The sequence below is a fragment of the Desulfosceptrum tomskiensis genome, from assembly GCF_049818055.1.
Lineage (GTDB): Bacteria > Bacillota > Desulfotomaculia > Desulfotomaculales > JASEER01 > JBFLVT01.
This window is the reverse complement of the sequence record NZ_CP187479.1, coordinates 210,413-234,709: the sequence shown is the minus strand read 5'-3', so window position 1 is coordinate 234,709 and position 24,297 is coordinate 210,413. Positions and strand designations below refer to the sequence as shown.

The 24,297-nt window shown below is 56.2% G+C and carries 25 protein-coding genes; 14 read left to right on the top strand and 11 right to left on the bottom strand.

The window, feature by feature from the left end; genetic code table 11:
* The first annotated feature begins 2 nt into the window (after positions 1-2).
* From ACPV0M_RS01230 to ACPV0M_RS01195, 8 genes are all read left to right on the top strand, one after another.
* Entirely contained in the window at positions 3-590 is a 588-nt protein-coding gene (locus ACPV0M_RS01230; RefSeq protein WP_425621187.1) for a hypothetical protein, read from the top strand.
* Entirely contained in the window at positions 568-1,083 is a 516-nt protein-coding gene (locus ACPV0M_RS01225) for an HPP family protein (RefSeq protein WP_425621186.1), read from the top strand. Before ACPV0M_RS01230 ends, ACPV0M_RS01225 begins: the two co-directional genes overlap by 23 nt.
* Entirely contained in the window at positions 1,076-2,485 is a 1,410-nt protein-coding gene (locus ACPV0M_RS01220; RefSeq protein ID WP_425621185.1) for an SLC13 family permease, read from the top strand. Before ACPV0M_RS01225 ends, ACPV0M_RS01220 begins: the two co-directional genes overlap by 8 nt.
* Positions 2,486-2,973: 488 nt before the next feature.
* Entirely contained in the window at positions 2,974-4,440 is a 1,467-nt protein-coding gene (locus ACPV0M_RS01215; protein ID WP_425621184.1) for an SLC13 family permease, read from the top strand.
* A gap of 67 nt (positions 4,441-4,507) precedes the next feature.
* The gene (locus ACPV0M_RS01210) at positions 4,508-4,987 is read left to right on the top strand and encodes an HPP family protein (RefSeq protein WP_425621183.1); all 480 of its coding nucleotides are present in this window, start codon (positions 4,508-4,510) and stop codon (positions 4,985-4,987) included.
* A gap of 25 nt (positions 4,988-5,012) precedes the next feature.
* Complete coding sequence (locus tag ACPV0M_RS01205; protein WP_425621182.1) at positions 5,013-6,425, top strand: SLC13 family permease; 1,413 nt, start codon at positions 5,013-5,015, stop codon at positions 6,423-6,425.
* Positions 6,426-6,594: 169 nt separating this feature from the next.
* Positions 6,595-8,130 (top strand): ATP-binding protein, encoded by a 1,536-nt coding sequence (locus ACPV0M_RS01200; protein WP_425621181.1) that lies wholly within the window; start codon positions 6,595-6,597, stop codon positions 8,128-8,130.
* The gene (locus ACPV0M_RS01195) at positions 8,105-9,451 is read left to right on the top strand and encodes a sigma-54-dependent transcriptional regulator (RefSeq protein ID WP_425621180.1); all 1,347 of its coding nucleotides are present in this window, start codon (positions 8,105-8,107) and stop codon (positions 9,449-9,451) included. Before ACPV0M_RS01200 ends, ACPV0M_RS01195 begins: the two co-directional genes overlap by 26 nt.
* A 19-nt stretch (positions 9,452-9,470) precedes the next feature.
* On the opposite strand, the gene ACPV0M_RS01190 is transcribed toward ACPV0M_RS01195, so the two are convergent.
* The 5 genes from ACPV0M_RS01190 to ACPV0M_RS01170 form a co-directional block, all read right to left on the bottom strand.
* Positions 9,471-9,950: a CBS domain-containing protein gene (locus ACPV0M_RS01190; RefSeq protein WP_425621179.1), complete on the bottom strand. Its 480-nt coding sequence runs from the start codon at positions 9,948-9,950 to the stop codon at positions 9,471-9,473.
* Positions 9,951-10,233: 283 nt separating this feature from the next.
* A complete protein-coding gene (locus ACPV0M_RS01185) occupies positions 10,234-11,058 on the bottom strand; it encodes a TIGR02186 family protein (RefSeq protein WP_425621178.1) in 825 nt (274 codons plus the stop codon).
* A complete protein-coding gene (locus ACPV0M_RS01180; RefSeq protein ID WP_425621177.1) occupies positions 11,058-11,978 on the bottom strand; it encodes a sulfite exporter TauE/SafE family protein in 921 nt (306 codons plus the stop codon). Before ACPV0M_RS01180 ends, ACPV0M_RS01185 begins: the two co-directional genes overlap by 1 nt.
* A gap of 407 nt (positions 11,979-12,385) precedes the next feature.
* Positions 12,386-12,817 (bottom strand): universal stress protein, encoded by a 432-nt coding sequence (locus ACPV0M_RS01175; RefSeq protein WP_425621176.1) that lies wholly within the window; start codon positions 12,815-12,817, stop codon positions 12,386-12,388.
* A 38-nt stretch (positions 12,818-12,855) separates the two neighbouring features.
* Positions 12,856-13,281, bottom strand: coding sequence for a universal stress protein (locus tag ACPV0M_RS01170; RefSeq protein ID WP_425621175.1), 426 nt, complete (start codon positions 13,279-13,281; stop codon positions 12,856-12,858).
* A gap of 350 nt (positions 13,282-13,631) precedes the next feature.
* Here ACPV0M_RS01170 and ACPV0M_RS01165 point away from each other — a divergent pair, with 350 nt between their 5' ends.
* The 6 genes from ACPV0M_RS01165 to ACPV0M_RS01140 all read left to right on the top strand — a co-directional run bounded on the left by ACPV0M_RS01165 (position 13,632) and on the right by ACPV0M_RS01140 (position 19,449).
* On the top strand, positions 13,632-14,165 hold the full coding sequence (locus tag ACPV0M_RS01165) for an HPP family protein (protein ID WP_425621174.1): 534 nt from the start codon (positions 13,632-13,634) through the stop codon (positions 14,163-14,165).
* Entirely contained in the window at positions 14,149-15,672 is a 1,524-nt protein-coding gene (locus ACPV0M_RS01160) for an ATP-binding protein (protein WP_425621173.1), read from the top strand. The genes ACPV0M_RS01165 and ACPV0M_RS01160 overlap by 17 nt, the downstream gene beginning before the upstream one ends.
* Positions 15,662-16,036 carry a response regulator gene (locus ACPV0M_RS01155; protein WP_425621172.1) on the top strand — a complete coding sequence of 125 codons (375 nt, stop codon included), beginning with the start codon at positions 15,662-15,664 and terminating at the stop codon, positions 16,034-16,036. Before ACPV0M_RS01160 ends, ACPV0M_RS01155 begins: the two co-directional genes overlap by 11 nt.
* A gap of 3 nt (positions 16,037-16,039) precedes the next feature.
* Positions 16,040-16,834, top strand: coding sequence for a TIGR02186 family protein (locus tag ACPV0M_RS01150; protein ID WP_425621171.1), 795 nt, complete (start codon positions 16,040-16,042; stop codon positions 16,832-16,834).
* 563 nt (positions 16,835-17,397) lie between these two features.
* Positions 17,398-18,711 carry a sulfite exporter TauE/SafE family protein gene (locus tag ACPV0M_RS01145; protein ID WP_425621170.1) on the top strand — a complete coding sequence of 438 codons (1,314 nt, stop codon included), beginning with the start codon at positions 17,398-17,400 and terminating at the stop codon, positions 18,709-18,711.
* A gap of 27 nt (positions 18,712-18,738) precedes the next feature.
* Positions 18,739-19,449 (top strand): hypothetical protein, encoded by a 711-nt coding sequence (locus ACPV0M_RS01140; RefSeq protein WP_425621169.1) that lies wholly within the window; start codon positions 18,739-18,741, stop codon positions 19,447-19,449.
* Positions 19,450-19,750: 301 nt separating this feature from the next.
* On the opposite strand, the gene ACPV0M_RS01135 is transcribed toward ACPV0M_RS01140, so the two are convergent.
* From ACPV0M_RS01135 to ACPV0M_RS01110, 6 genes are all read right to left on the bottom strand, one after another.
* Complete coding sequence (locus tag ACPV0M_RS01135) at positions 19,751-20,452, bottom strand: hypothetical protein (protein ID WP_425621168.1); 702 nt, start codon at positions 20,450-20,452, stop codon at positions 19,751-19,753.
* Between the two features lie 15 nt (positions 20,453-20,467).
* Positions 20,468-21,781, bottom strand: coding sequence for a sulfite exporter TauE/SafE family protein (locus tag ACPV0M_RS01130; protein WP_425621167.1), 1,314 nt, complete (start codon positions 21,779-21,781; stop codon positions 20,468-20,470).
* A gap of 435 nt (positions 21,782-22,216) precedes the next feature.
* Positions 22,217-22,684 (bottom strand): cyclic nucleotide-binding/CBS domain-containing protein, encoded by a 468-nt coding sequence (locus ACPV0M_RS01125; protein WP_425621166.1) that lies wholly within the window; start codon positions 22,682-22,684, stop codon positions 22,217-22,219.
* A gap of 44 nt (positions 22,685-22,728) precedes the next feature.
* Positions 22,729-23,082 carry a helix-turn-helix domain-containing protein gene (locus ACPV0M_RS01120; RefSeq protein WP_425621165.1) on the bottom strand — a complete coding sequence of 118 codons (354 nt, stop codon included), beginning with the start codon at positions 23,080-23,082 and terminating at the stop codon, positions 22,729-22,731.
* 160 nt (positions 23,083-23,242) lie between these two features.
* Entirely contained in the window at positions 23,243-23,458 is a 216-nt protein-coding gene (locus tag ACPV0M_RS01115; protein WP_425621164.1) for a hypothetical protein, read from the bottom strand.
* Positions 23,459-23,478: 20 nt separating this feature from the next.
* Positions 23,479-23,670, bottom strand: coding sequence for a transketolase (locus tag ACPV0M_RS01110; protein ID WP_425621163.1), 192 nt, complete (start codon positions 23,668-23,670; stop codon positions 23,479-23,481).
* Between the last annotated feature and the right edge of the window lie 627 nt (positions 23,671-24,297).

Sequence of the window (24,297 nt, the reverse complement as noted above, 5' to 3'; positions counted from 1 at the left end):
CAATGTTAAGAACGAGTCCGCTTACCGCCTGGCAGGATCAGCCGGCCCTGCCTCTGGTATCCTCTGAAGCCTATGTCGACGAGGCAGCCGTGCTGATCGGCGCCGTTACCGTCAATAAGGGCGCGATCATCTGTCCGGGCGCTGTTCTCCGGGCTGACGAAGGATATCCGATCATTATCGGCGAAAACACCAATGTCCAGGACGGGGTGATCATGCACGCCCTGATGAATACCTCCATCGAGATCGGGTCCAACTGCAGCATCGCTCACGGAGCGATCGTGCACGGGCCCTGCTTTATCGGCACGGGGAGCTTTATCGGCTTCCGGGCCGTCGTTTTCAAAACGTCCATCGGCCACGGCTGTTTTGTCGGACACGGGGCGATGGTGATGGGCGTGGACCTGCCGGACAATGTCTACGTGCCGCCGGGCCGAATTATCGCAACCGAGGCCGATGTGGAGCGGCTGCAGCCCGTTCCTGATGCGTTGAAAGAGTTCATGCACGAAGTACTGGCGGTTAACGCCGAGCTTTTAAGGGGGTACAGGCAGCAATCCTCGGAGGGAGGATCTTATGCCGTCAGAGAAAGCGGTTAGAGAGGTCATGCTTCCCCTGGATGAGTGCCCGACCGTAATGCAGAACGATACCGTCCAGGAGGCCGTCAACGTCCTGCTGCGAGGGATGCAGGCAGGACACCAGTGCGTGCTGATATTGGACGATGACCGTAAACCGGTCGGCATCCTAAGCTCCCGAACTCTCTTGCAGACTCTGGAGCCGGACTTCGTGGTTACGCCCAACTGGTCCCTGCCCGTTTTCTGGCCTGGTTTCCTGTCGGCCAAGTGCCGGCAGGAAGCCAGGCGGAAGGTCCAAGAAATCATGGACCCGATAGACGTGCTGGCCGTTCGTGCCGGCGACCCCTTGACCAGGGCTGTCCACGCTATGGTCAGCAATAACGTGGGGGCGCTCCCGGTCGTTGAAGGGGATCGCGTCCTTGGCCTGGTTAGACTAACCGAGGTCTTTAATGAAATAGGCAATCTTTTCACCAGCGAATCTGAAGAACAAGGTAGGGTGAAAAAGGACCATGCTTGAGCAATATCAGGTATTTATCGCCACTGCCGTTTTTCTTGTTACTTACGCCGTTATCGTTTCGGAGAAGATTCACCGGGCAGTGGCTGCCTTTTGCGGTGCCGCCCTGGTCATCCTAGCCGGCATCCTGACCCCCGAACACGCGGTGGAGGCCATTGACTGGAACACCATCGGCCTGCTCGTCGGGATGATGATTGTCGTCGGTATCACAAGAGAAACCGGCGTGTTTGAGTTCCTTGCCATTAAGGCGGCTAAAGCCGCCAAAGGGCAGCCCCTGGCGATTATGGCCTCCCTTGCCGCCGTAACCGCCGTTCTGTCCGCTTTTCTCGACAACGTAACCACAGTGCTGCTCGTGGTCCCTGTAACCTTCGCTATCGCCCGTAAACTGGAGATAACCCCTCTTCCCTTCCTGATCGCCGAAATCCTCTCGTCCAACATCGGGGGTACCGCGACCCTGATCGGCGACCCGCCGAACATTATGATCGGCAGCGCCACCGGTTTGGGGTTCATGGATTTCGTTATCAACCTTACGCCGGCCATTATCCTGATCCACGTCTGCACTGTATTCGTTCTTCAGCTCATTTACAGGAAGCAGCTCCGCGTTCCGGCGGAGGTGAGGGACAGAATTTTCGAGTTTAACGAAAGGGATGAACTGAAGGATATAACCCTGCTGAAGCAATGCCTGTTTGTGATCAGCGTGGTGATCCTGGGCTTTTTGCTGCATCAGGCGCTCCATCTTGAATCCAGCGTTATCGCCCTCGCCGGCGCCAGCCTGCTGCTCCTGATTACGCGGGCAGAACCCGAGCATCCTCTGGGCCAGGTAGAGTGGCCGGTGATCTTCTTCTTCATCGGTCTTTTCGTAGTCGTCGGAGCACTTGAGGAAGTCGGCGTGATCGAAGCCCTGGCCAAGTTCAGCCTGGAAGTGACCGGCGGCGTAATGGTCCCGACAGGGATGCTTATTCTGTGGATCTCGGCTATCGCCTCGGCCTTCGTCGACAACATCCCCTTTGTGGCGACGATGATTCCGCTGATCAAGGACATGGGTGAACTCGCCCATATGTCCAACTACGACCTGCAATTCTTGTGGTGGTGCTTGTCGTTGGGCGCCTGCCTCGGCGGCAACGGGACCATCATTGGAGCCTCGGCCAACGTCGTAGTCGTCGGAATGGCCGAAAAGCGGGGTCTTCCTATCACCTTCGTCGGTTTTATGAGGATAGCGTTCCCCCTGATGCTGATGTCTATCGTTCTTTCTACGGCCTACATCCTGTTGTGGTACGTCCTTCCAACCGTACCCACCATCCTGGCGACCTTGGGCGCCGCTATCTTAGTTGCCGTCGTCCTGGTTTGGGCCGGGCGCAGACTGGTCGAAGCTGAGTCAGCTAAACAGAAACGCAGAACGGCTTAACTTAAGGACCAATTGGAACCGGATTTGCGGATTCGGCTGAAGGAAAAACTGAACGTCTTGTCAGAATAGAAAAGCCTCCTGTATACTTTGATTAGTTAAAAAGACGAAAAACCTAAAACCGAACTGTCAACGCGTTGGCCCGGCCGGCCGGGTTTCAAGGACTTGGATCAACTGGGGTGGGTGATCCTGAAGGGATCATGCCACCCTTGTTTTATGCGACCGCGATGACGGTTTTTGGTTATCTATAGGCATTTTGCAGGAACTACACAGCTTGCCAAGCGTTTTTTTAATGACGCATCAAGTTATGCTTTTCACAATGTTGTCATTACATTTTAAGAAATTTGACACGCCGGGCTTTGCGTAATATGTCATAAACCCCGCAAAGGGTTGCTAATTGTCACTACTCTATGGAAAATCGAAGGAGGTGACCGGCGAAAGAGCGTCCCGCGGACTATATTGACCTTAAAGAAGTTTGAAGAGGTGATCGCATGTCTACAACCAGCAACCAAGCAATTGACTGGCGAAAAACTCTGTTCATTTTCCTCGGCATTGGCGCTTTCGCTTTATTCTACTTCCTGCCGCCGCTGGCGCCGGCTGTCGACCCGCAGGGGAAGGAGTTCGCCTTGAGCCGCCAGGGTCAATTGGCCATCGGCCTATTTCTCCTCGCCGGCATCTGGTGGGTTTTTGAAGTCATCCCCATCGGGGTAACGAGTATCATGATCGGCGTTGTCCAGGCGATGTTCTTGATTCGCCCGGCCAGCGACGCCTTCAGAGACTTTATGGACCCGTCGGTCATGTTCATCTTCGGGTCTTTGCTGCTCGGTCTGGCCTTTACCAAGGCCGGTCTGACCCGCCGCCTAGCCTTTAAAATGCTGGGTGTTGTAGGGGAAAACACAAGGATGATTCTTCTGGGAACCTTCATCGTGACTGCAGGACTGACCCACCTCATGGCCCATACCGCCGTAGCGGCGACGATGTTTCCCATCCTGCTCGTGATTATGAGTCTGTACGGCGAAGACGAACGTCCGACGAAGTTCGGCAAGGGCCTTTTTATCGGCATGGCTTACGCCGCCGGGGCCGGCAGCATGTGCACTATGCTCGGGGCGGCACGTAACCCTATAGCTGCAGGCTTTTACAAGGAGTTTACCGGAAACGAATTGACCTTTCTCCAGTTGACTAAAGCAATGGCCCCATACGGCTGGGTAATGGTCTTCATCATTTGGGCACTTATCGCGTTTGTATTCTTCAGACCGGAGAAGACCAGGATACCGGGACTTAAAGATCGTGTCGCCGAGATGTCCCGTTCATTGGGCCCCATCTCCAAGCAAGAGATCTTTGTGGCTTTGTCGGCCGTCGCCGTCGTGGCCATCCTTGCGCTTCAGAACTTTATCCCCGCTCTTTCCGAGCTTAACCGCGCAGTACCCTTGCTTACTGCCGGTATCTTGTTCTTCCTTACCGGCTTATTCACGGTGGAGGACCTTGAGAAACGCGTACCGTGGAATATCGTCCTGCTTTTTAGCGGCGCCATGAGCATTGGCTTCGCCCTCTGGCAGACGGGTGCCGCCCAGTGGATGGCCGTCAACTGGCTGACCATGTTCAAGGATGCCCACTGGCTGTTCTTCGTGGCCGCCATTTCCTTCCTTGTTTTGATGTTGACCAACTTTATAATGAACGTTGCCGCCATCGCCATCACCCTTCCAGTCGCCTTTGTCATCGCCGGTTACCTTGGCGTCAACTCCGACCTCATCCTGTATAGTGCCCTGGCAATGGCCGCATTGCCCTTTATGTTATTGGTAGGAGCCGCGCCGAACGCTATCGCTTACCAGTCAAAACAGTTTTCCACCGGGGAATTCTTCCTTACCGGCATCCCCATGAGCATCGTCTGTCTGCTGTTGGTGGTACTGTTTGCCATTACGATTTGGCCTTTGCTCGGCATACCCGCGCTGGTCCGTTAATTGCGCTGTCGCCAGCCAAGATGCCCTCTTACGAACAATAAGTTCAGCGGAAGCGGGGGATGTCACCGTGCCGTATGAAAGGACGGCTAAGGAATTGATGATTCCTTTGGAAAAATGCCCGACTGTCCGGCTGGAACAGACTGTAAAAGATGCCGTGGCGTTACTGAAAAACACCGCCGGTTCGGGCTACCGGAATGTGCTGGTCCTGGATGAGACCGGCCAGCCGGCGGGCTTCGTCAGTTTCCACTCCGTCCTCGAAGCGCTGCAGCCCGAATTTCTGGTCACCGACAAGTGGACCCTGCCCGTATTCTGGCGGGGGTTCATGGAAGCGAAGTGCAAGGAGGAGGCCTGCAAGAAAGTCCGCGAGGTAATGCGGCCGATCAGTTTTATCACCATCGATGCGGCGGATCCGATCACCAAAGCGGTGCACCTGATGACTTCTCATGGCATCCAAACCCTGCCGGTGATCGAGGACGGAAAGGTGATCGGCATCCTGCGGAGCAGGGAGATCTTTGACGAGGTATCCAACCTCATAATTAGTCAATAGTCAAGATAGTTAAAGGAGGCGTATCATGATCGAACAGCACCAGGTTACCATCGCTACAGCCGTATTTTTGATAACCTATGCCGTAATCGTTTCTGAAAAGATCCACCGGGCCGTTGCCGCCTTCTGCGGCGCCGCCCTGGTCGTCCTGGTCGGCATCCTTGAGCCGGAACGCGCCGTGCATGCCATCGACTGGAACACCATCGGCCTGCTGGTCGGCATGATGATCATCGTCGGGATAACAAGAGAGACCGGCGTCTTCGAGTTTCTGGCGATCAAAGCCGCCAAGGCGGCCAAAGGGCAGCCCCTGGCCATCATGGCTTCACTGGCCGCCGTCACCGCTGTTTTGTCAGCTTTCCTCGACAACGTGACAACGGTGTTGCTTGTCGTTCCGGTAACCTTCGCTATTGCTAAAAAGCTGGAGATCAACCCCCTCCCCTTCATCATCGCCGAGATTCTTTCTTCCAACATCGGCGGCACAGCCACCTTAATCGGCGATCCCCCGAACATTATGATCGGGAGCGCCACCCACTTGGGCTTTCTGGACTTTATGATTAACCTGACACCCATCGTGGTGCTCGTGCATGTGATGACCGTCTTCATATTGCAGCTCATTTACCGTAAGAGCCTGCGGGTTCCGGCGGAAGTGCGCAGCCGTATTTTCGAGTTCAACGAATATGACGAGCTCAAGGACATGGCCTTGTTAAAGAAATGTCTTATCGTTATCACGCTGGTTGTGGCCGGCTTCCTGCTGCACCAGGTGCTGCACCTTGAGTCTTGCGTCATCGCCCTGTCGGGCGCCAGCTTGCTGCTGCTGATAACCAGGGCCGAACCGGAACACCCCCTCCACCAGGTGGAGTGGCCGGTTATCTTCTTCTTCATCGGTCTCTTTGTGGTGGTCGGAGCCCTTGAAGAAGTGGGCGTGATCAGGATGCTGGCGGAGCTGGCGCTGGAGGCCACCGGCGGCGTCATCATCCCGACAGGCATGCTGATCCTGTGGATTTCGGCCATCGCTTCGGCCTTCGTCGACAACATCCCCTTCGTGGCCACGATGATCCCGCTGATTAAGGAAATGGCGGCTCTCGGCAACATGGCGGCCTATGACGTCGACTTCCTCTGGTGGTCGCTCTCGCTCGGAGCCTGCCTGGGCGGCAACGGCACCATCATCGGGGCCTCGGCCAACGTCGTGGTCATCGGCATGTCCGAAAAGCGTGGACTGGTGATTACCTTTATCGAGTTTATGAAGGTCGCCTTCCCCTTGATGCTAATGTCAATCATCCTCTCTACCGGGTATATGTTTCTGTGGTACGTACTGCCGACCACGCCCACCATCCTGGCGACCCTTGGAGTTGCCTGCATGGTTGGCGTGATCCTGGTCCTGGCCGGGAGAAGGCTGGTAGCGGCAGAGGAAGCTTTAGCCCAGCAGTCGCGCACCGCTTGAACGAGCCGATCAACGGTTTCCCGAAGCAACCGTCCAGGATAAGGGCCCTTCACCCGGGGCCCTTATCGTTTTCACGGCCAGGTGGAACAAGACCCGGCGTCAACTTGCCCCGACCGGCGCCGTGGATTACTATACTATTTAGTTAGCTGACAGGGGCGGAGGGATACGCTTGAACCTGCCTTTCTTCCCGCGGAATCTAAGGTTCCAAATCCCGGTTATCATCGCGGCCATTCTGATCGTACCGGTCCTGGTGATGCTCTACGACATCGTATTTGCCAGCAAGACCGACCAGATTCTGCTGGTCAACAAGGAGCAGCACCTGGCCACTATTGTTCGTTTTCTCTCCACGAACATCAGCAAAGATATTGAAGGCAAAACAAGCGGCTTGTCCGACAGCGAACAGACGGTAATGCTTAGAGATGCCTTTAATAAGGTGGCCGTCCCCCTGGCATCCGAGAACCCGGGAGTCAGGTTGGGACTGTACGTTCCGTCAACCGACCACCTCTTCGTGCAGGGTTTCCTGCATCAGTACCGCAAGCTGGACCCCGAAGAAGAAGCGCTTCGTGAACAGCGCATTTTCCGGGAGGCAAAGTCCGGTATCGCCGCGGTGGTCGGAAGCCACGAATCCCTGGCACGCATTGCCGGCAGCCCGGATGACCAGTTTTTTGAGCACCTGGTACCCATTTTTGACGGAGATAGATTTGTCGCCGTTGCGTGGGCCGAAGAGCGCCTCAACCCTATTTTCCTGCAGAGCCGCAACTTCAGAATGGTTACCCGCTATTTAACCTTATTGGGTTTCCTGTTTGGCGCGGTTGGCACCCTCATGCTTGTGACCAATCTTTCCCGGCGTGTCTCCCTCGTTAAGGACGGTCTCAACCGGCTGGAAAAAAACATTCATGATAACCTTCCTGAGATCCCGGGTGAAATGGGCGAGATTGCCAAGGCCATCAACAAAATGGCCCTTGCCCTGGCCGAAAAAGAAAAGCTGGAGGAACAACTCCGCCGTTCGGAAAACCTGGCCGCCCTGGGACGGCTGGTAACGGGCGTGGCCCATGAACTGCGCAACCCCGCGGGCATCATCAAAGCGACGATTCAGGTGATGGAAAAAGAATACCGGCATTGCCCCGAGTTTAGTGACTACGCAAGGGTGATCAAGGAACAGGTAGACCGCCAAAACAAGGTGCTTACAGAGCTTCTGGAGTTCGGCCGCCCAAGCAGGAATGTCGTACAGCCGTTAAACCTGAACACCCTGCTGCAGGGAGTGCTGACCTTCACCGAACCCCTGCTGCGGCAGCGGGGCATCAAGCTGGAAACGGCCTTTGACCCCGCTCTCCCACCCGTTGAAGGAGACGGCGAGAAAATGAAACAGGTCTTTGTCAACCTGATCCTGAACGCTGTCCAGGCCATGCCGCAGGGCGGTATTCTCAACATCGTAACCTGCCTGACATCCCGGGGCGTGGCCGTCTCTTTCCACGACAACGGCACGGGTATTCCGGCCGAAGATATCCCGCACATCTTTGATCCCTTCTTTACGACCAAGGAAGGAGGCAGCGGGCTCGGGCTGGCTATCAGCCGCCAGATTATAGACCTCCACGGCGGCAACATTGAAGTGCAAAGTTCTCCGGGTCAGGGGAGCACCTTTAACGTCATCCTGCCACCTGCAAAGGAGGGTCACGGCGATGGTTCCCAATATTCTGATCATTGACGACGAGGAGCATATGTGTTGGGCGCTTTCCAAAGCTATGCAGCAGGAAGGTTACCGCGTCACTACAGCCACTTCGGGGCGCGAGGGGCTGGACAAACTGCATCAGCACGGGGCTTCTTTGATGATCGTCGATTTAAAGATACCGGACATGTCCGGGCTCGACGTCCTTAAGGCCGTTAAAGAAAGCTATCCCAAGATGCCGGTGATCATCATCACGGCCCACGGGACTATTCAGACGGCGATTGAGGCGATGAAAGCAGGGGCCTCGGATTACATCACCAAGCCGTTTGACCTGGATGAATTGAAGATTGTGGTAAAGAAAACCCTCCAGGTCTCCCGCCTCCTGACCGAGGTCAGCTTCCTCAGATCAGAGCTGACCAAAAGCCGAGGCGAAATGATCGGCAAGAGCCCGGCGTTTCAACAGGTCAGATTGCTGGTTGAACGCGTAGCCCCCACCGGCGCCACCGTCCTGTTGACCGGTGAAAGCGGGACCGGCAAGGAGGTGGCGGCAGTGGCCATCCACCAGCGGAGCAACCGCGCCGACGGTCCGTTTGTGGCCGTCAACTGCGCCGCCCTGCCCGAGCAACTGCTCGAAAGCGAGCTTTTCGGCCACGAGCGAGGGGCCTTCACCGGCGCTAACGCACGGAGGCTCGGCCGGTTTCAACTGGCGCATAAAGGAACTATTTTTCTTGACGAGATCGGCGAAATGTCGCCATCCATGCAGGCCAAGCTGCTACGCGTTCTGCAGGATCAGACTTTTGAACGCATAGGGGGAACCGAGACCTTCAAGGTCGACACGCGGATCATCGCCGCGACCAACCGTAACCTCGAGGAGGCTGTGAAAACGGGCCGCTTTAGAGAGGATTTGTACTACCGGCTCAATGTTGTCCAGATTCACCTGCCGCCGCTTCGCGAACGGAAAACTGACATACCCCTGCTGGCGCAGCATTTTGTCACGAGGTTTAAGTCCATTTACGTCTCCGGCGTCATCAGCGAGGCGGCTATGCAATTGCTGGAGGATTACCACTGGCCGGGCAACGTCCGGGAACTCCAGAACGTTATTGAACGCGCCCTGATTCTGGCTCAGGGAGAGCCCATCGCCCCGGAGCATCTGCCAAAGGAACTGCAGCGCCGGGAGACATCAACAGGGCCGCTCAAACTAGAGATTCCCGATGAGGGCATTTCGCTGGAAGAAGTAGAAAAGCTACTGATTATGAAGGCTCTCGAAAAAAGTAACGGCAACCAGACAAAGGCTGCCGCCCTACTTAAAATCACACGCGCCACACTCCTGTACCGGATGCAGAAGTTCGGACTTCAATGAGAAACGGCCGAGCCGTTTCTCACAGCCCATCGCCCGTCACCGCGCGGGCGATTTCACCAAACACGGCCGGTTCATCCAACAGGCCCACCAGGTTCTGGCCGTCGAAAACCGCAAGACAGTTCAGCTTGCTTTGGCGGAAAGAATAGATGACCTGCATCAGGCTGTCCCCGGCCTGTACGGCTGCTGCTCCAATCGGGATTACCACCTCCTCGATACCGATATCTGACGACTTTCCACACCTCTCAGTGAACAGCCCTTCCCAGAATAGCGGGATTGGCCAGTCGCTCACCCGGGAATACCCCGGCTCAAGAGCTTCAAAAAGGCTGCGAAGGGTCAGCAAGCCAATCGGGCGCCCTTGAGGATCAACAACTAAGGCTCTTTGGGGTTTGCCTGCTTTATACATGGCCTCAACGACCTCTTTGAGACTCATTCCGATACCGACTTTAACGCTTTCAGCCAGCGGGCGTGCCAGATCCCCAGCCCTTTTCTCGCTTGCCATCGTTGTGCCTCCCATCTCCCACCCGTTAGGAGACCGCTGAAAAACTGCGCCTGGCAAAAAGGATGTCGGATGCCGGAAGTCAGAAATCTGACCTGATGAAATCCGCAAAGCGGATTTCTAAGGATTATAGACTTGCGATCGCGAAGCGATCGCTTCCCGTTCCGACCTCTGACCTCTTGCCTCGGACCTCTTTCTGAGCGGTCTTAAGGGTAACTTCCAAAGTACGGCCGTACCTTACAGACGCCTATGCCAGAACCAGTGTTTTGGTTTTTGCAGCACTCTCTTAGTGACCTGCGGTAAAACTGTCCTGCCTCCCCAGGAGGCCGTTAAGTTTCTTAAATAGCTGGGCAACGGCAAATCCGGCCGCAAGAGCCACCCCGATCGAAGCCGCGCCGTACAGCGGTGAATACTTCTCAGCAGCCTGGTCGGCCAGTCGGATCAGACCAACAGGGCCGATGTCAATCCGCCCCGAATCCCGGGCAACAATAACGCCATCCTTAACCGCGTAAACTTTAAGGTTGATGCACCCGTAAGGGACGTTGGCCGGCAGGTACAGAGTGCCCGCAAACTCGCCGTTATGCACCTTGATGCCCTTCTCAACGTAGCCGTAGAGGCCCTCGCGCTCGTTAACGGAGATCAGCGCGTTTAGATATGCGGAAGCATCCCGCCCCACAAGCTCTTGCTTGACTTCCTCGTTACGTACGGCTACCCGCGCGTTCTTCATCAGCAAATCGTAAGTCCCCGTGATGCCTGTCTCTTCCCGGACATCGGGCGGCAGATGATTAAACCCGTTGCTGCTCAACACCTTAAAGAACGCGGGCATGCCTTCCACACCGACCGACTCCACGGTCAGCCAAAGAAAGTTCTTCTTTCCCTGCTTTGACAGATTGACAGGCCTCACCGGACCCGTTGCTTTGACATAGACCTGGCTCCCCTCCGGCGCCCGGCCGGCGAACTTAACCGCTGCGCCGTTGAAATCAACCCCCACCTCAACCCGAGGCCTATCGGTTGTAAACGAAAGCTCTTCGCCGGCCGAAGCCGCGCTGAAGGTCAGGCTCATAAAAAACAACAGTATGGTTAAAATCAGAACGTGCTTAGGAAACAGCATCAGTGCCCACCTCCGGCGCCGGATAGAGTAATCAGTTCCTCAGGAGCAGTGACCAATCCCATCGCCAGCTTGACCATTACCAGAAGAACAATGACCGCCAGAAGAACTCGCAACTGCTCGGGGCGAAAGTAGCGACACAGCCTCGCCCCCAGTTGGGCGCCAATAGTCGATCCGCAGAACAGGAGTACCGCGAGAAGGACGTCTACGCTGTGATTGATAACGGCTTGCTGGAAAGTAACATTGATACTCGTAAAGACAATTTGAAACAAGTCGGTACCGATGGCGACAAGCGTCGGCATTCCCAGAAGGTAAATCATTGCCGGAACCGTAATAAAGCCCCCTCCGACCCCCAGCAAAGCGGCGAGAAAACCGACAAGAAAACCCAAGCCCACGACGAACACAATGGAGGCGCGAATGCCGCTGACCCTGAATTCTGTTTGCAGCGGGAGCCTGGACATAAGGTACTTGATACCCGCGCCTGCCTTTGTCGGATGCCGGTTTAGGCCCCGCGACGCCCTCAGGCTTTCCCAGAGCATAAATCCCCCTACCAGAGCCAGCAGAACGACATATACCAGCTTGACCGTGACGTCGTAGTTGCCCAAGAGACGCAACACCTTGACCATTTGGGTACCGAACGTTCCTCCGGCAACGGCTCCGCTCAGGAAAATCAACCCCATTTTTATGTCAACGTTGCCTAGCCGTTTGTGGGCCAAGGCCCCTGAACAGGAGGCCGCCACAATCTGGTTTGAGTCCGAGGCGGCCGCCACAGCGGGAGGAATGCCGAACATCATCAGGAGCGGGGTAAGCAGGAAGCCGCCCCCGACCCCAAAGAGCCCCGACATCATTCCCACGATACCCCCCAATCCAAGGATTATCAGAGGGTTGACCGGCATGCCCGCTACAGCCAGATACAGGTTCACTAATCCATCCCTCCCCTAGTTTGTCAGCTTTCTTTAACCGTTTATTGCCGCAAATTTCGTGCCAAACTTAAAGTCCAGCTACAACAAGGGGTTGATTAATCGTCACTACAAAGGAAAGTGTATGAAAACATACAGAGTGCTATGGAACCCTTGAAACTGCTGGACCGGCGCCGTGGCTGAAATCATACACCCACTGTATGTTTTGCTACAGCCAAAACCAGAGTAAGGATTTGAACCTGATACCCCGGTTTTGGCTGTAGGCATTGAGCTTTGGAATTGTATATATCTAAAATCGAAAAACGAATGCAAAAGCCCCGGGTTTCCAAACGAAACCCGGGGCTTGTCATCGTTCTAAGGATTCTTTGGAACCCTTAGGATCTTTTAACCCTGATGCCGAATGCTCAGTGCTATTTAATGATGATTACCGGAATGGCGGAAAGATGCAGGACCTTGTTGACCACGCTCCCGAAGACGAGGCCTTTGAGCGTTCCGGTACCGCGAGAGCCGATCACGATATGATCATAATCACCTTTACGGGCGAAGGCAACAATCTCCCTGCCAGGATCCCCCTGTTTCGAAACCATTCTGACCGTCAACCCGGCGTCATCAAAGACCTTCTTGGTCCGCTCAAGGGCACGCCGGGACATTTCCTTAAGGCTGGCCACCGCGCCCGTCGGCCCTACCGGCGAATCGTAGGTCGCGAATTCGGGCAAGACTTGATAAACGTTTAATAAGGTAACCTGAAGCGCCGGCCTCTCCTTCATTATGCCGGCCACATATTCCGCAGCGCGGAGCGAATGATCCGACCCGTCGGTGGGTAGAAGAATCTTTTTCAGCACGTTCCTGCCTCCTTACTCAGCCGCTTCCCTTGGCCGAACTACTTAACGATAACTACCGGGATGTCGGCCAGTTGAAGAACTCGCTGCGCCACACTGCCAAAAACCATCCCGCGAAATGTTCCGCTGCCTTTTGAACCCATTACAATGTGGTCGTAGTGCCCTTCCTCGGCCATCGCCAGGATCTCCTTAACAGGTTCTCCTTCCCTTGAAACAGGGGTGACATCAACGCCTGCCTCCTCAAAAACCCGGAGCGTAGTTTCTAGGGCTCGCTCGGACATCATTTTGACACTCTCTTCCAGTCCGGGGGCCATAAATGTCTCCCCCGAAATATCGGGAAGAATCTGATAAACGTTCAGCATGGTAATTCTGAGATCGGGGATTTCCCTTTGCAGTTTGACAAGATACCTGGCCGTGTTCAGTGCGCCGTCAGAACCGTCGGTTGGGAAAAGAATCTTCCTGAACACCTTGAAACCTCCTTCATTACCAGAATTCCTCGGCGAACAGACTCTTGTTTATATGATAAGTGTTTCCTGAACAAACTACAATGTTCGGCAGATTAACCGTCCGTGCAAAAGGTGCTAAAATGAATCGGGGAGTTGGTGTCAAAATTTAAACAGTTATGCGTTAACCAACTGTCAATATATCGTCAACACCTGTCGCGTTGTTTAAATTCCGTCAGGGTTATGTCCGCCCTTAGCCCAGCAGCCGTAAGGTTCCCGGTCTTTAATCAACGTACCATGATCACTGGCATCTTTCTTGCTAAAGAAATATCAACAAAGAAAACTTACAGCCCAAAAGAGAGGGGCAGATAGGAATGACGCGCGAAAAACTGGTTCGGGAGCTGCAAGTGCCCATAGACGAATGCCTGACCCTGCCGGAAGATATCGCTGTTACGGACGCCATCGCCATAATCGGCCAGTCGGCACAGGCAAGCCTGTCGTGCCACCCCATCCTCATTCTTAACAACCGGAGGGAACCGGTCGGCATACTCAGCATTGGGGATTTAACGGCCCTCGGAGCTGCATATACCAAGGGCAACGTTATCGACTTCGCCGAAGCATCCCGGCGTTCCAGGAACAAACGCCTGCTTAAGGGCCAGAAAGTCGCCCAGGTAATGCGACCCATTCGCCTCATGACCGTTCAGGGCTCGGCTACTTTGGGCGAAGCGGTACACAAAATGGTACGCGGTAATCTCTCGTTTCTCCCCGTACTCGAAAGTGAAAAGATCACCGGCGTAATCTCCTTTAGTGAAGTTCTCCAGGAAGCCGCCCGGATCATGGCCGAAGCCGAAGTCGAAGAGGCGGGGTATGGCCAGGAGGGAAAACAGACCGTTGCAACTACTGTTTAGCCGGCACAGCCTCAAATTCCAGATAGTTGTTCTCCTGCTCCTGATCCTGATCGCTCCTATGGTTGTTATGGGTTACGACCTCTTTTTTGCCACAAGGAGCGAACGCATCCTTGTCAACGACAAAGAAGCGCGGCTGGTCAGCATTGTCAACTTTCTTCATCAGCAGGTGACGAGCCGGCTTTCCGATACACAAGGTCTTACCTCGGCCGACCGCAACGCCGTCCTAAAAACAGTCTTCAATGACGCGGCCAGTGGCCTTGCGCGGGACTATCCCGGGGTGCGTCTCGGGCTCTACATCGTCGACAACAACCAGATTTACGTCCAGGGCTTCCTGCATGAATACCGGGAGTTTACGCCTGCAGAGCAGAAGCAGCGCGAGGAACGGATCAGGCGTGAAGTGGCCGACGGGATTCAGAAGGTACTCGATACCCAGACAGCCATCTCGCGCATCGGCAGGACCTGGGACGACCAGTTCCTCGAAAGGCTGGTCCCGATCTACAGCAAAGGCGAGATTATCGCCGTCGTTTGGGCGGAAGAGCGCATGCACCCGATCTTCGCCCAGACGCAGAACTTCAGGACGATAACGCGCTATGCCGTCCTAGCGACAATGCTGATCAGCGCCCTGGGAGCCATCATGATCATCTTCAACCTCAGCAACAGGCTAACCCAGATCAAAAACGGCGTCCTTCAGCTGGAAAACGATATTCACGCCTTGCTGCCGGACCAGCCGGGCGAATTCGGCCAGATCGTGCGGGCAGTTAACAAAATGGCGCAGGGCCTGGCCGAGAAGGAAGCCCTGCTGGAGCAACTGAGACGGTCCGACTGCCTGGCCGCTCTCGGCCGCCTGGTCACCGGCATCGCGCATGAGCTGCGCAACCCCCTGGGGATTCTCAAAGCGACCGTTCAGGTAATGGAGGAGGACTACGCCGACGACAAGGAAATCCAGAATTACGCCCGGCGGCTCAACCAGCAGATCGACCGCCAGCACGCCATCGTCAACGAACTGCTCGACTTCGGCCGCCCCAGCAAGGGCGTTATCGAGCCGCAAAATGTCAACGTCCTGGTTGAAAAGGTCCTGCGCTTCACCGCCCCTCTTCTCCGCCAGCGCAAGATCGAAACGGACCTACATCTCGACCAGCGCCTGCCGTCGATCAGCGGTGACGCGGAAAAGCTGAAGCAGGTCTTCGTAAACATCATCCTTAACGCCGTTCAGGCCATGCCCGACGGCGGCCGGCTCAGAATCTCAACGCAACATAGCGGGGAGTGGGTCAAGACCGTCTTTGAGGATACCGGTCACGGGGTACCCCCGGACGTCCTGCCCCACATCTTCGAGCCTTATTACACCACCAAGGAGCTGGAAGGCGGAAGCGGCCTCGGCCTGGCTATTTCCCACCAGATCATCGGCATGCACGGCGGCCGCATCAAAGCTGAAAGCACCGAAGGCAAAGGAATGAAGATGACTGTTTATCTGCCGGTGGGGGGAGGTGAGGTTACGGATGGCGCCTAGAGTATTCGTTATCGACGACGAAGAGGAGATGTGCTGGGTCCTGGAACGCGCCATGAGCAAGGAAGGCCATAACGTCTTCACCTTCACGAACCCCTGCGAAGGGCTGGAAAAGTTCAAGCAGGACGGCGCGGACCTGCTCCTTCTGGACCTGATGATGCCCGAAATGGACGGGTTGACCCTGTTGAAGAACATCAGGGCGTTGGACGACAAGGTCCCGGTAATCATGATCACCGGCCACGGCTCCCTGGAAAACGCCCTTGATCTTGTTACCGCCGGTGCGACCGGCTACCTGACCAAGCCCTTCAACGTCAAGGACGTGCGGGAGATCGTGCGGCGCACATTGAGTGGCGAAGGAGAGAATTGAACCGTGTCCAGAATCATCTACGCCGGGATGATCGGGCTGTGCCTGTTGGCCGTCCTCGGGGTCTCAGCCTGCAGCGCCTCGCCGCCGGTAACCATTCAGACCGGAGAGCCGGAGGTGACCGCCGGGATCAGGTTTGAGGGAGCGGCACTGCCTTTCTGGGGTCAGGTGCCCGAAGGCTGCCAGGTCGTGGTTAAGGCCACCGGACCCCCCGTCGACTACCCGGTGCGCCCTAGAAACGGCTCAGGCTTTGTCCTCTTTCCCGACCGCGTCTGCGGGCTGCCTTCCCTGTACCAAGTCCTCAGTTCAACGCCCTGGCACAACATCAAGGACGAGGCCGCCGGGGAAATCGGCATCGACGACGAATACGCAGAACTCAGGGAAAAGGCCACGGTTCACGAGGCGAACGTCCCGGATGACGACGAGGAATCGACCCGCGGGGCCGGTGGATACCGTATCAAGCAGGCGGTCCAGCAAATGGTCGCCGACCACAAGTACGGGCATTTTGAAGACGCCATAGAGGTGGACGGCGACACCTATTCCGGCACGCTGTACATCCCGGCCGGCGGCCCGCTGCGCGAAGTCCGTCTGCACGTTTACGCCATCAGGAACGGCGGCATCGTCGGCACCGCGAACCAAAGCGTGAATATACCGCGGAAATATTTCACCAGGCCTTTCGGCGCTACCCGGGAAGAACGGGAAATTTACCTGGCGATCATGCTGCTCGCCGCCGCAGTCTGCACCATGACGGTGTTTGAATGGCTGCACAAAGGAAAGGCCGGCCACGCCGAGCAAAAGTAAAGAGGCTTGCTCTCCTCTTCACTAATACACTTAGTGACCAAAGTCGCAACCCGTTGAGGACTTAACATTGGCAAGGTCGTTGCTTTTGCTTGATAATTTTGTGTTTATATCCGCATAGCTTCTTTTTTCGCCGTAACCCTCAATCGTACATGCGGCTTCTTGCCGCTCCAAAGCTCGACCGGTACCTGCCAAAGAAAAATTTTTTCTTGACTTCCCAGACCTATCTAAGTATGCTAGTAGGAAAGTGAATCTTATCACAATTATAGCCTTGTAGCAACGTTTCTGCATAATTAACGCAGGTGTTGTGAATCTTGGCTCAAATAGCCTGGCACTACCGCCGAATCGAACGACGATAGGCCGGAGACATCGAAAAGATGCCCTCCGGCCTTTTGTTGTCCAGCACCCGCGCTCCCCTTTCCGGGAACGGGGCAGGTTAAATCGAGAGAAAAGAATTTGAAAGGAGGTGTTTATCAAGCGACAGCCGTCTTTGATCCGGCCAATCCGGCCTTTATGCATTTCTTAATTAATTGGCGACAGCTTACTCTAATCAGGAGGTGTAAACGTTGAGCATTCTAAGGAAGATAGCCTCTGGCTCCCGTCAAGCCCACGACTACATGCTGGCGATGTCGATGGCCCAGGCGAGATGGGAAATCCAGACTGCCAAGGTTATCCTTACCAAGCGCCGCCACTGGCTTTTGATCGCGCTGGCGCCGCTGGTCCTACTGCTCGGATTGCAGGTTTCGTTCGCCGCCATGCCCGAACTTATCGGCGGCTCCAAGGCTTATGCCCCGCAGTTCGTTAATATGAATGCGTTCCTGATGTCCCTGTTTATCGGCCTGTGCGCCGGCCTGATCACGGGCTGCATCGGCGCGGGCGGCGGCTTCATCCTCACCCCGGCCCTGATGAGCGCCGGCGTCAAGGGTATCATGGCCGTCGGTACCGACGAGTTCCACATCTGCGCCAAGGCCATTATGGGCACCGTCCTGCACAGCAAGCTCGGCAACGTGAACCTGGGGCTGGCCTTCTGGTTCGTCGTCGGCTCGATGACCGGCGTGACCTTCGGCGGCAAGCTGAACCGCGCCATCTACGAATCCAGCCCTGCGGCCAGCGACGCCTTCATCAACTCGGTCTACGTCGTAATGCTGGGCTTCCTCGGCGCCTACGCCCTCTACGACTACGTCAGCACCAGCAGGAAGGCCAAGAGGGGTGAAATCACCGACCCCACCGCAGTTCCGGGTATCGGGGGTGCGATGCAGAAACTCAAGCTCCCGCCCTTTATCAATTTTGATAAGGACATCGTGCCGGGCGGCCGCAGGATTTCCGTCTACCCGGTTATTGTCTGCGGGTTCATCGTGGGCTTCGTCGCCGCGATCATGGGCGTCGGCGGCGGCTTCCTGACCTTCCCGATGTTCGTGTACGGCCTCGGCATTTCGACCTTTACCACGGTAGGTACGGACATTCTGCAGATCATCTTCACCACCGCATATGCTTCCATCTTCCAGTACGCGATCTACGGCTTCGTCTTCTATACCCTGGCGATGGGCCTGCTGCTCGGCTCGCTGATCGGCATCCAGATCGGCTCGATGGTCACCAGCGTGGTCAAGGGCGGCGTGATCAGGGGTTTTTACGCCGTGGTCATCCTGGCCGGTTTCGTTAACCGTCTCTTCGCCCTGCCGGCAAAGCTTTCCCAGGTAGGGTACATCCAGCTTGATGCCGCCACCGGCAAGCTCTTGGACACCGTCGGCATCTGGCTGTTCTTCATCCTGGTCGGCGGCTTCGCCATATGGGTTCTCTACGAGTTCTTCGTGAACCTGCCCAAGTTCCGCAAGGCCCACCAGGAGTGGCTGGAGACCCATCCCGCCGAAGCCGGCCATTAACCAGGGACTACAGAAGGAGGTGCAATAATGAGCGACAAGCAAAAACTATGGATAGGCATCGCCCTGCTGGTATCCTTCGTCGTCGTCCTGATCGGCGTCGTGGGGCCGGTGTGGAACGGCCGGACGGGGCTAGAAGTGGCGGACGACGTGTTCAACTCGCTGGCGAAGAACTCCGCTTACTACATCCCGAAGCAGGTTAAGAGTGCCGCAAAATTCGAAGGTAAGAGCTTTGAAATCAGCCTGAAGACCAGGGACGCCGAGCAGGCTGAGATTACCAAGAAGCTCTTGGAGTCGGCCGGCGCCGAGGTTAAGGAAAGCGATGGCCAGCTCAAAGTCTCAGGGGACCTGGGCCAGGCGATGAAGGCCTGTCTCGCTGACGCCGACGCCGTCTACAAGAACAACGCCAACGCAGGTCTTGCCGCCAAGTACGGCGCCAAGAACGACCGCGACGTCATCTACTACTGGTACGACGTAACCAAGCAGATGCAGAAGAAGTGGCTGCCCGACGAGAGCAAGGCGAAGGAAGCGCTCCTCGTCAAGGGCATCGCCGAGAAGGCGCTTGAGCCGACCTACAACTTCTACGGGATTCACGCCAAGCCGCTCAGCGCCCAGATGGGGATCACGATCTTCCTTCTCGTCTTCTACTTCATCTACACGATCTGGTACGGTTTCGGCATCCTCTTCTGTTTCGAGGGCCTGGGGATCGTCGCCCACAGCGGCGGCAAGCACGAGGCATAGCACGGCGAGTTAACCCCATCGCCGTTCTTACCCATACACTCCCCCTCCCCTACGGACAAACCCCGCCTTGGCGGGGTTTGTCCGTTTCGCCGGGGTTTTTCGCGCGTCTTTGCGGTGCTCCTTCTTCTGCCTTGGGCAGCCTTAAGCGGGCAGGGGCTCGCTTTGCCCGGCGCCGCTCATCGAACCGCCACCTTCGCCGGAGCTTTTGCCTCACGGGTCGCGCCAATGCCGAGCACACCACTAAAAAGCCCCGCCAATTAATGGCGGGGCTTTGAATAAAGGCGCTATGTCTTTTTGCGGGTTAGTGCCCCTTGGAGGCCGAGATGCCCAGCCCCTCGAAGATGTACATCACGCCGAAACCGTACCACATCGTGTAGATTACATAGAAGGCAAGCAGGAAGGTCGCCAGAGCGAGCTTCTCGCTGAACTTGTAGGCCGGGATGCCGGCAAAGTTGTAGGCCGGTTCCAGAGCCTTGGTCATGACCTTCTTGGCAAAGGAGGCTGTAGTCATATCACCGTCGTGCTGGGCCGACTTCTGCAGAGCGCTGAACCCCTGGTACCAGGCGTATACCGCCATCCGGGCATCCATCCCGTACTTGCTCTCCAGGGTCGCCATGTCATTCTTGTAGAGCATTTCGGCGTCGGCAGCCGCCGCGGCGGCGAGCACGCCCATGTCCCCTTCAATCGTTACCTTGGCGTCCGCGTATTCGGCCTTGGCGCCGTTCAACGAAAAGACCTTGGCGACCGCCTGGCCGAGTTCGGCATCTTCGGCCTTAACCTTAAAAGCCACCGCGGTGCCCTCGTACTTGTGGGCGTTGTCCGCCACCTGCGGGATGTAGTACGAAGAACCCTTGGACAGCGAGTTGAACAGGTCGTCGGCCGCCTCCATACCGGTCCTGCCGTTGAAAAGCGGCAGGAAAAAGACCAGCAGGACCACGCCGAACAAGGCGAGCAGGGCGATCCCGGCCATTAAGTGTCGTCTGTCTCCAGCTTGAGCAGTCATTATAGCACCTCCCCCTTAATGGCCGTGCGCGGCGGCGGAAGTGACCTCGATCTCGCCGCGACGGTACTTTCCGGCATTGGCGAAGAAGGACGCCAGCACCCACAGGGCGAAGGCGCCCACGATGGCGAAGAACACCAGCAAGCCTATGGAATCCAGCATCTTGGACGTAGACGGGGCCATGCTCATGTAACCGGCCTTGGTCAGCGTCCCCGGCAGGGCGAAACCACGGTTAACGAACCCGGCGAAGGTGGTGAGGGCGTAGAAGCCGGTGATCACGATCGCCGGCACCATCTTCGTGGTGATCGCGCCGATCTGGATGCCTACCAGTGAACCGAGCAGCAGACCCATCGCCAGGGTATAGAAGACGAAGCCGTAGACCGCGTACTGGACTACCGAGGTATAACCGGCGGTGACGATGATCTGCAGCAGGTCGGTGCCGACCGTCGTCAGCGTGGAGACGCCCAGGCCGTAGACGAAGGTCGGGAAGAACAGGAAGCCGCCGCCGACACCCATAATGGAGGCGATGAACCCGATGATGAAACCGGCCAGAATGACGGGATAGACCGAAATCCGCCGGCCGCCCGGCACGACGTGCTGGTCGAAGGTGATGTACGGCGGCATCTTAAGCCCTTGGGCGGCCCGCGCGAGCTTCGTCAAATCGCCGGCCTTCGCCGAGGTGCCCGCGGCGATGTGTTTGCGCTGCCGCAGGAAGTCGCTGAAGGTGTAGATGGAAAGGAAACCGAGGATAATCACGTAAACCAGGCTGATGAACGCGTCGCTCAACGCCGGGTTCTTCTCGTAGAAACCGCGGTTGATGATGCCGCCCACGGTGGCCCCGGTGATTGAACCGATAACAAAGATCAGGGCCAAAGCGACGGACACGTTCCCCATCTTGCGGTGCAGCGTGGTACCCATAATGGCCTTGGCGAAGATGTGGAACATGTCGGTGCCGACGGACATGATACCCTTCACGCCCACGCTCATCAGAGCCGGCGTCAGGATGAAACCACCGCCCGCGCCGATACATCCGGTGATCATCCCGGCGCACAGCCCGATAGCCAGTGAGACCAGAAACATTTGCATGGTAGCGAAAGAAGGCGCGTAAGCAGTCTTGCCGCCGATAACGTGCGGGAGCTCGTAAGCGTGCGCCAGTTCCAGCCCCGCTACCAGGATGACGGGTATCGTCAGCAGCATTAAAAGCTTTCTTCTCTTGGTCAGGATAACCTTGCTGGTCTCCAACTCCCACCTGGCGTGCGCCCGCTGGGCCGCCATCAGCGAGTCGTAAACCATCCTGGTTCCGCCGCCGAGTACGTTACGGATCTTGCCCATTTTCATCCCCTTCCCTTTCAATAAAGTCGCGCTAACCCCTAGCTTTAATTCCCCTAACCGATCAACCTACGTATGAGGCCGTATATCGTCGGCGTGACGCTATCTTTCCGTTTTCATCCCCCTTTCGCTCGTTTCCGCCGCATCTTTGGCGCAACTAGGACGCATTCGCGCTTAAAGAACAAAAGGCCGAAGACATCCAGCGATGCCTCGGCCTATCGTTGTTCGATTCGGCAGAAACGCCATGTATATGAACCCACATTCACAACTGGCTCCAAAAACCTGCCCCGTTCGGGGGGATGGTGCCAATCATGGGGTTTGTTACGGTATTCACTTTACCCCTTAGAATATTAAGCCCGTGAGGACAAGTCAAGAGTTACTTCGCCGCGTGCCCTTGAAAACCTTCCCCTAAAAGGTTTCCAGGTTTTACGTCCCCGTCTAGCCCACGGCCTCGGCGATGTTTTTCACGATGTCGGAGGCCCTCACGATGCCGATCACCCGGCCGTCCTGCATCACCGGAATGACATCGGTCTTGTAGCGGTTGATCGTGGCTGAAAGATGCATTAATGAATCGCCCGGGGCCACGGATACGGGGGGGCGCATGAACTCGCTGACCTTTTTGTCGGCCACGTTGCGGCACCGCTGCGTGAACAAACCGTCCCAGAAGACCTCGCACCTGTTGTCGCCTTTCAAGAAGGCGGGTTCGATCACCTGGAGCAGGTCCAGTACCGTAATCATGCCTACCACCCTGGGACCGTCCTTGACGAGCACGATGCAGTCTTTCTCGCACGACCCGAAGGCCAGCCTGCTGAAAGCCCCGATCACTTCCCTGACGGTAGCTTCGGAACCGACCACCACCGTTTCTTTTTGGTCAACCATAACGTCCTGCACGACCTTCTCCTTCATTGCCGTCCCTCCTCTCACCATTTGTTACAATTATCAAGGCCCTTCTACGGCAGGGGCACTTGATTCCGCTCCACTTTTGCCAGCAGCGCCTGCAGCTTCGGGTCGTCGATCGACGACAGCTGCCAGACCAGCCACTTGTACCGCAGTTCCCAGATCATTTTGGCCCTCTGGGCCTCCACAAGCTGTTCCTGCAGCGAAGCCACGTCCCTGCTTACCTCAACCTGCTCGCTTCCCAGCCGGAGAGATTGCTGCAAGAGCCTCAGCCCCGCCCGGACCAAACGGCGCCTCCAGCGGTAGTAGGTGTGCTTCTTGACCCCGTAACGGCGGCAGATCTCCTCGGTGCTCAGCCCCTCATCCTCGCTCTTGAGGACCAGTTCCAACATCTCTTCCGGCCCCACCCGGATCCCTCCTTTCCTTCCAGGAAATCCGTGATTACCGTCGCCGAAAAGCCGCGGACCCTGAATGAAAAAGGCCGGAATTCCCGTCGAAACGGGAACCCCGGCCTATCGTCGTTCGATTCGGCCTGCCATCTTCACCTAAACGGCTGCCGTCCGTGCGCTATCCGTGATTAGAGCGGCACCGGCACCAGTTGACGCTTTTTTCGAACTCGGCGTCGTCTCCACCTTTCGCCATCAGACTGACTAACGAGGACTCCTTGATCAAAGCCGACCGGCCGTCAAGGGCATATATCTTATACCACTGCGTATCGGCGACCTGTTCCAAGCGGTACCCCCTGCTGGCAAACCAAGCCAGGACCTGCGCCAAATCAGCCAAGCCTTCCTCGAACCCCTTTCCTATGGGTTCTTCTTGCGGTTACCATTGCGGTTGGTCAACGGCGGTTTTTCGTCATCCAGTTTAAAAGTCCTTATGGCCTCGTAGATCACCACAGGCTGGCCGTTTTCAACGCGGATTTTGACCTCGCCCCAGCCCAGCTGGCGAATAAACAGCAGCAGCTGTTTTTCCCTGTTTGTGATGTCCCCCAGCATTTGCCGTCACCCCTCCCGTTCTAGGAGGCCGTTGAAAAACTGCGCCGGCAATTCGATCGTCAGACTCGAAGGAATTCTTAGAACCGAATTCCAGGGTTAAACTTCGCCGGTCATCGTACAGGTTGTAGAGTATTGCGAAGAAGTCTTTCCTGACGACTGTCTCCTGACGATTGATTTGCCATGCTGTTTTTGACCGGCCTCTAGCTAACCCTTCAGTGTTAGGCAGAGGCTTATACTTTTGCTTCCGGTAACCCGATCACCCACGTTTTGCAACGGTCTTCCAGGTGACAATAAAGGCCGGCACATATTACTATTGCCGGCCTATCGTTCTTCGATTCGGCCATTGGGGCAATAATTTCAACGCGCCCCAACAAGTCTATACCGTTTAAATTCGCCATCCAACCGGGAACCTTACGTTGTTGTCAGTAATGATCAACCAGTTAATTAGATCCGATAAGCCTTTAGTCGCTTGCAGTTGTCACTACACCCTGGATGGTGCTTTCATTCACAAATCTTCTTGGCACTACGGTATCATACGTTTTACAAGGGTGTCAACACTTTTTTTAAATTTAGCAGATGTTTCGCAGAGTCCGTCATGTTTTAAATCCCCCCGGTAATCTGCTCTAT

Excerpts from the sequence above, each read along its gene's own strand:
- ACPV0M_RS01230 (WP_425621187.1), top strand. The coding sequence starts at position 3 with ATGTTAAGAACGAGTCCGCTTACCGCCTGGCAGGATCAGCCGGCCCTG.
- ACPV0M_RS01225 (WP_425621186.1), top strand. The coding sequence starts at position 568 with ATGCCGTCAGAGAAAGCGGTTAGAGAGGTCATGCTTCCCCTGGATGAG.
- ACPV0M_RS01220 (WP_425621185.1), top strand. The coding sequence starts at position 1,076 with ATGCTTGAGCAATATCAGGTATTTATCGCCACTGCCGTTTTTCTTGTT.
- ACPV0M_RS01215 (WP_425621184.1), top strand. The coding sequence starts at position 2,974 with ATGTCTACAACCAGCAACCAAGCAATTGACTGGCGAAAAACTCTGTTC.
- ACPV0M_RS01205 (WP_425621182.1), top strand. The coding sequence starts at position 5,013 with ATGATCGAACAGCACCAGGTTACCATCGCTACAGCCGTATTTTTGATA.
- ACPV0M_RS01195 (WP_425621180.1), top strand. The coding sequence starts at position 8,105 with ATGGTTCCCAATATTCTGATCATTGACGACGAGGAGCATATGTGTTGG.
- ACPV0M_RS01190 (WP_425621179.1), bottom strand. The coding sequence starts at position 9,950 with ATGGCAAGCGAGAAAAGGGCTGGGGATCTGGCACGCCCGCTGGCTGAA.
- ACPV0M_RS01185 (WP_425621178.1), bottom strand. The coding sequence starts at position 11,058 with ATGCTGTTTCCTAAGCACGTTCTGATTTTAACCATACTGTTGTTTTTT.
- ACPV0M_RS01165 (WP_425621174.1), top strand. The coding sequence starts at position 13,632 with ATGACGCGCGAAAAACTGGTTCGGGAGCTGCAAGTGCCCATAGACGAA.
- ACPV0M_RS01155 (WP_425621172.1), top strand. The coding sequence starts at position 15,662 with ATGGCGCCTAGAGTATTCGTTATCGACGACGAAGAGGAGATGTGCTGG.
- ACPV0M_RS01140 (WP_425621169.1), top strand. The coding sequence starts at position 18,739 with ATGAGCGACAAGCAAAAACTATGGATAGGCATCGCCCTGCTGGTATCC.
- ACPV0M_RS01135 (WP_425621168.1), bottom strand. The coding sequence starts at position 20,452 with ATGACTGCTCAAGCTGGAGACAGACGACACTTAATGGCCGGGATCGCC.
- ACPV0M_RS01130 (WP_425621167.1), bottom strand. The coding sequence starts at position 21,781 with ATGGGCAAGATCCGTAACGTACTCGGCGGCGGAACCAGGATGGTTTAC.
- ACPV0M_RS01125 (WP_425621166.1), bottom strand. The coding sequence starts at position 22,684 with ATGAAGGAGAAGGTCGTGCAGGACGTTATGGTTGACCAAAAAGAAACG.
- ACPV0M_RS01110 (WP_425621163.1), bottom strand. The coding sequence starts at position 23,670 with ATGCTGGGGGACATCACAAACAGGGAAAAACAGCTGCTGCTGTTTATT.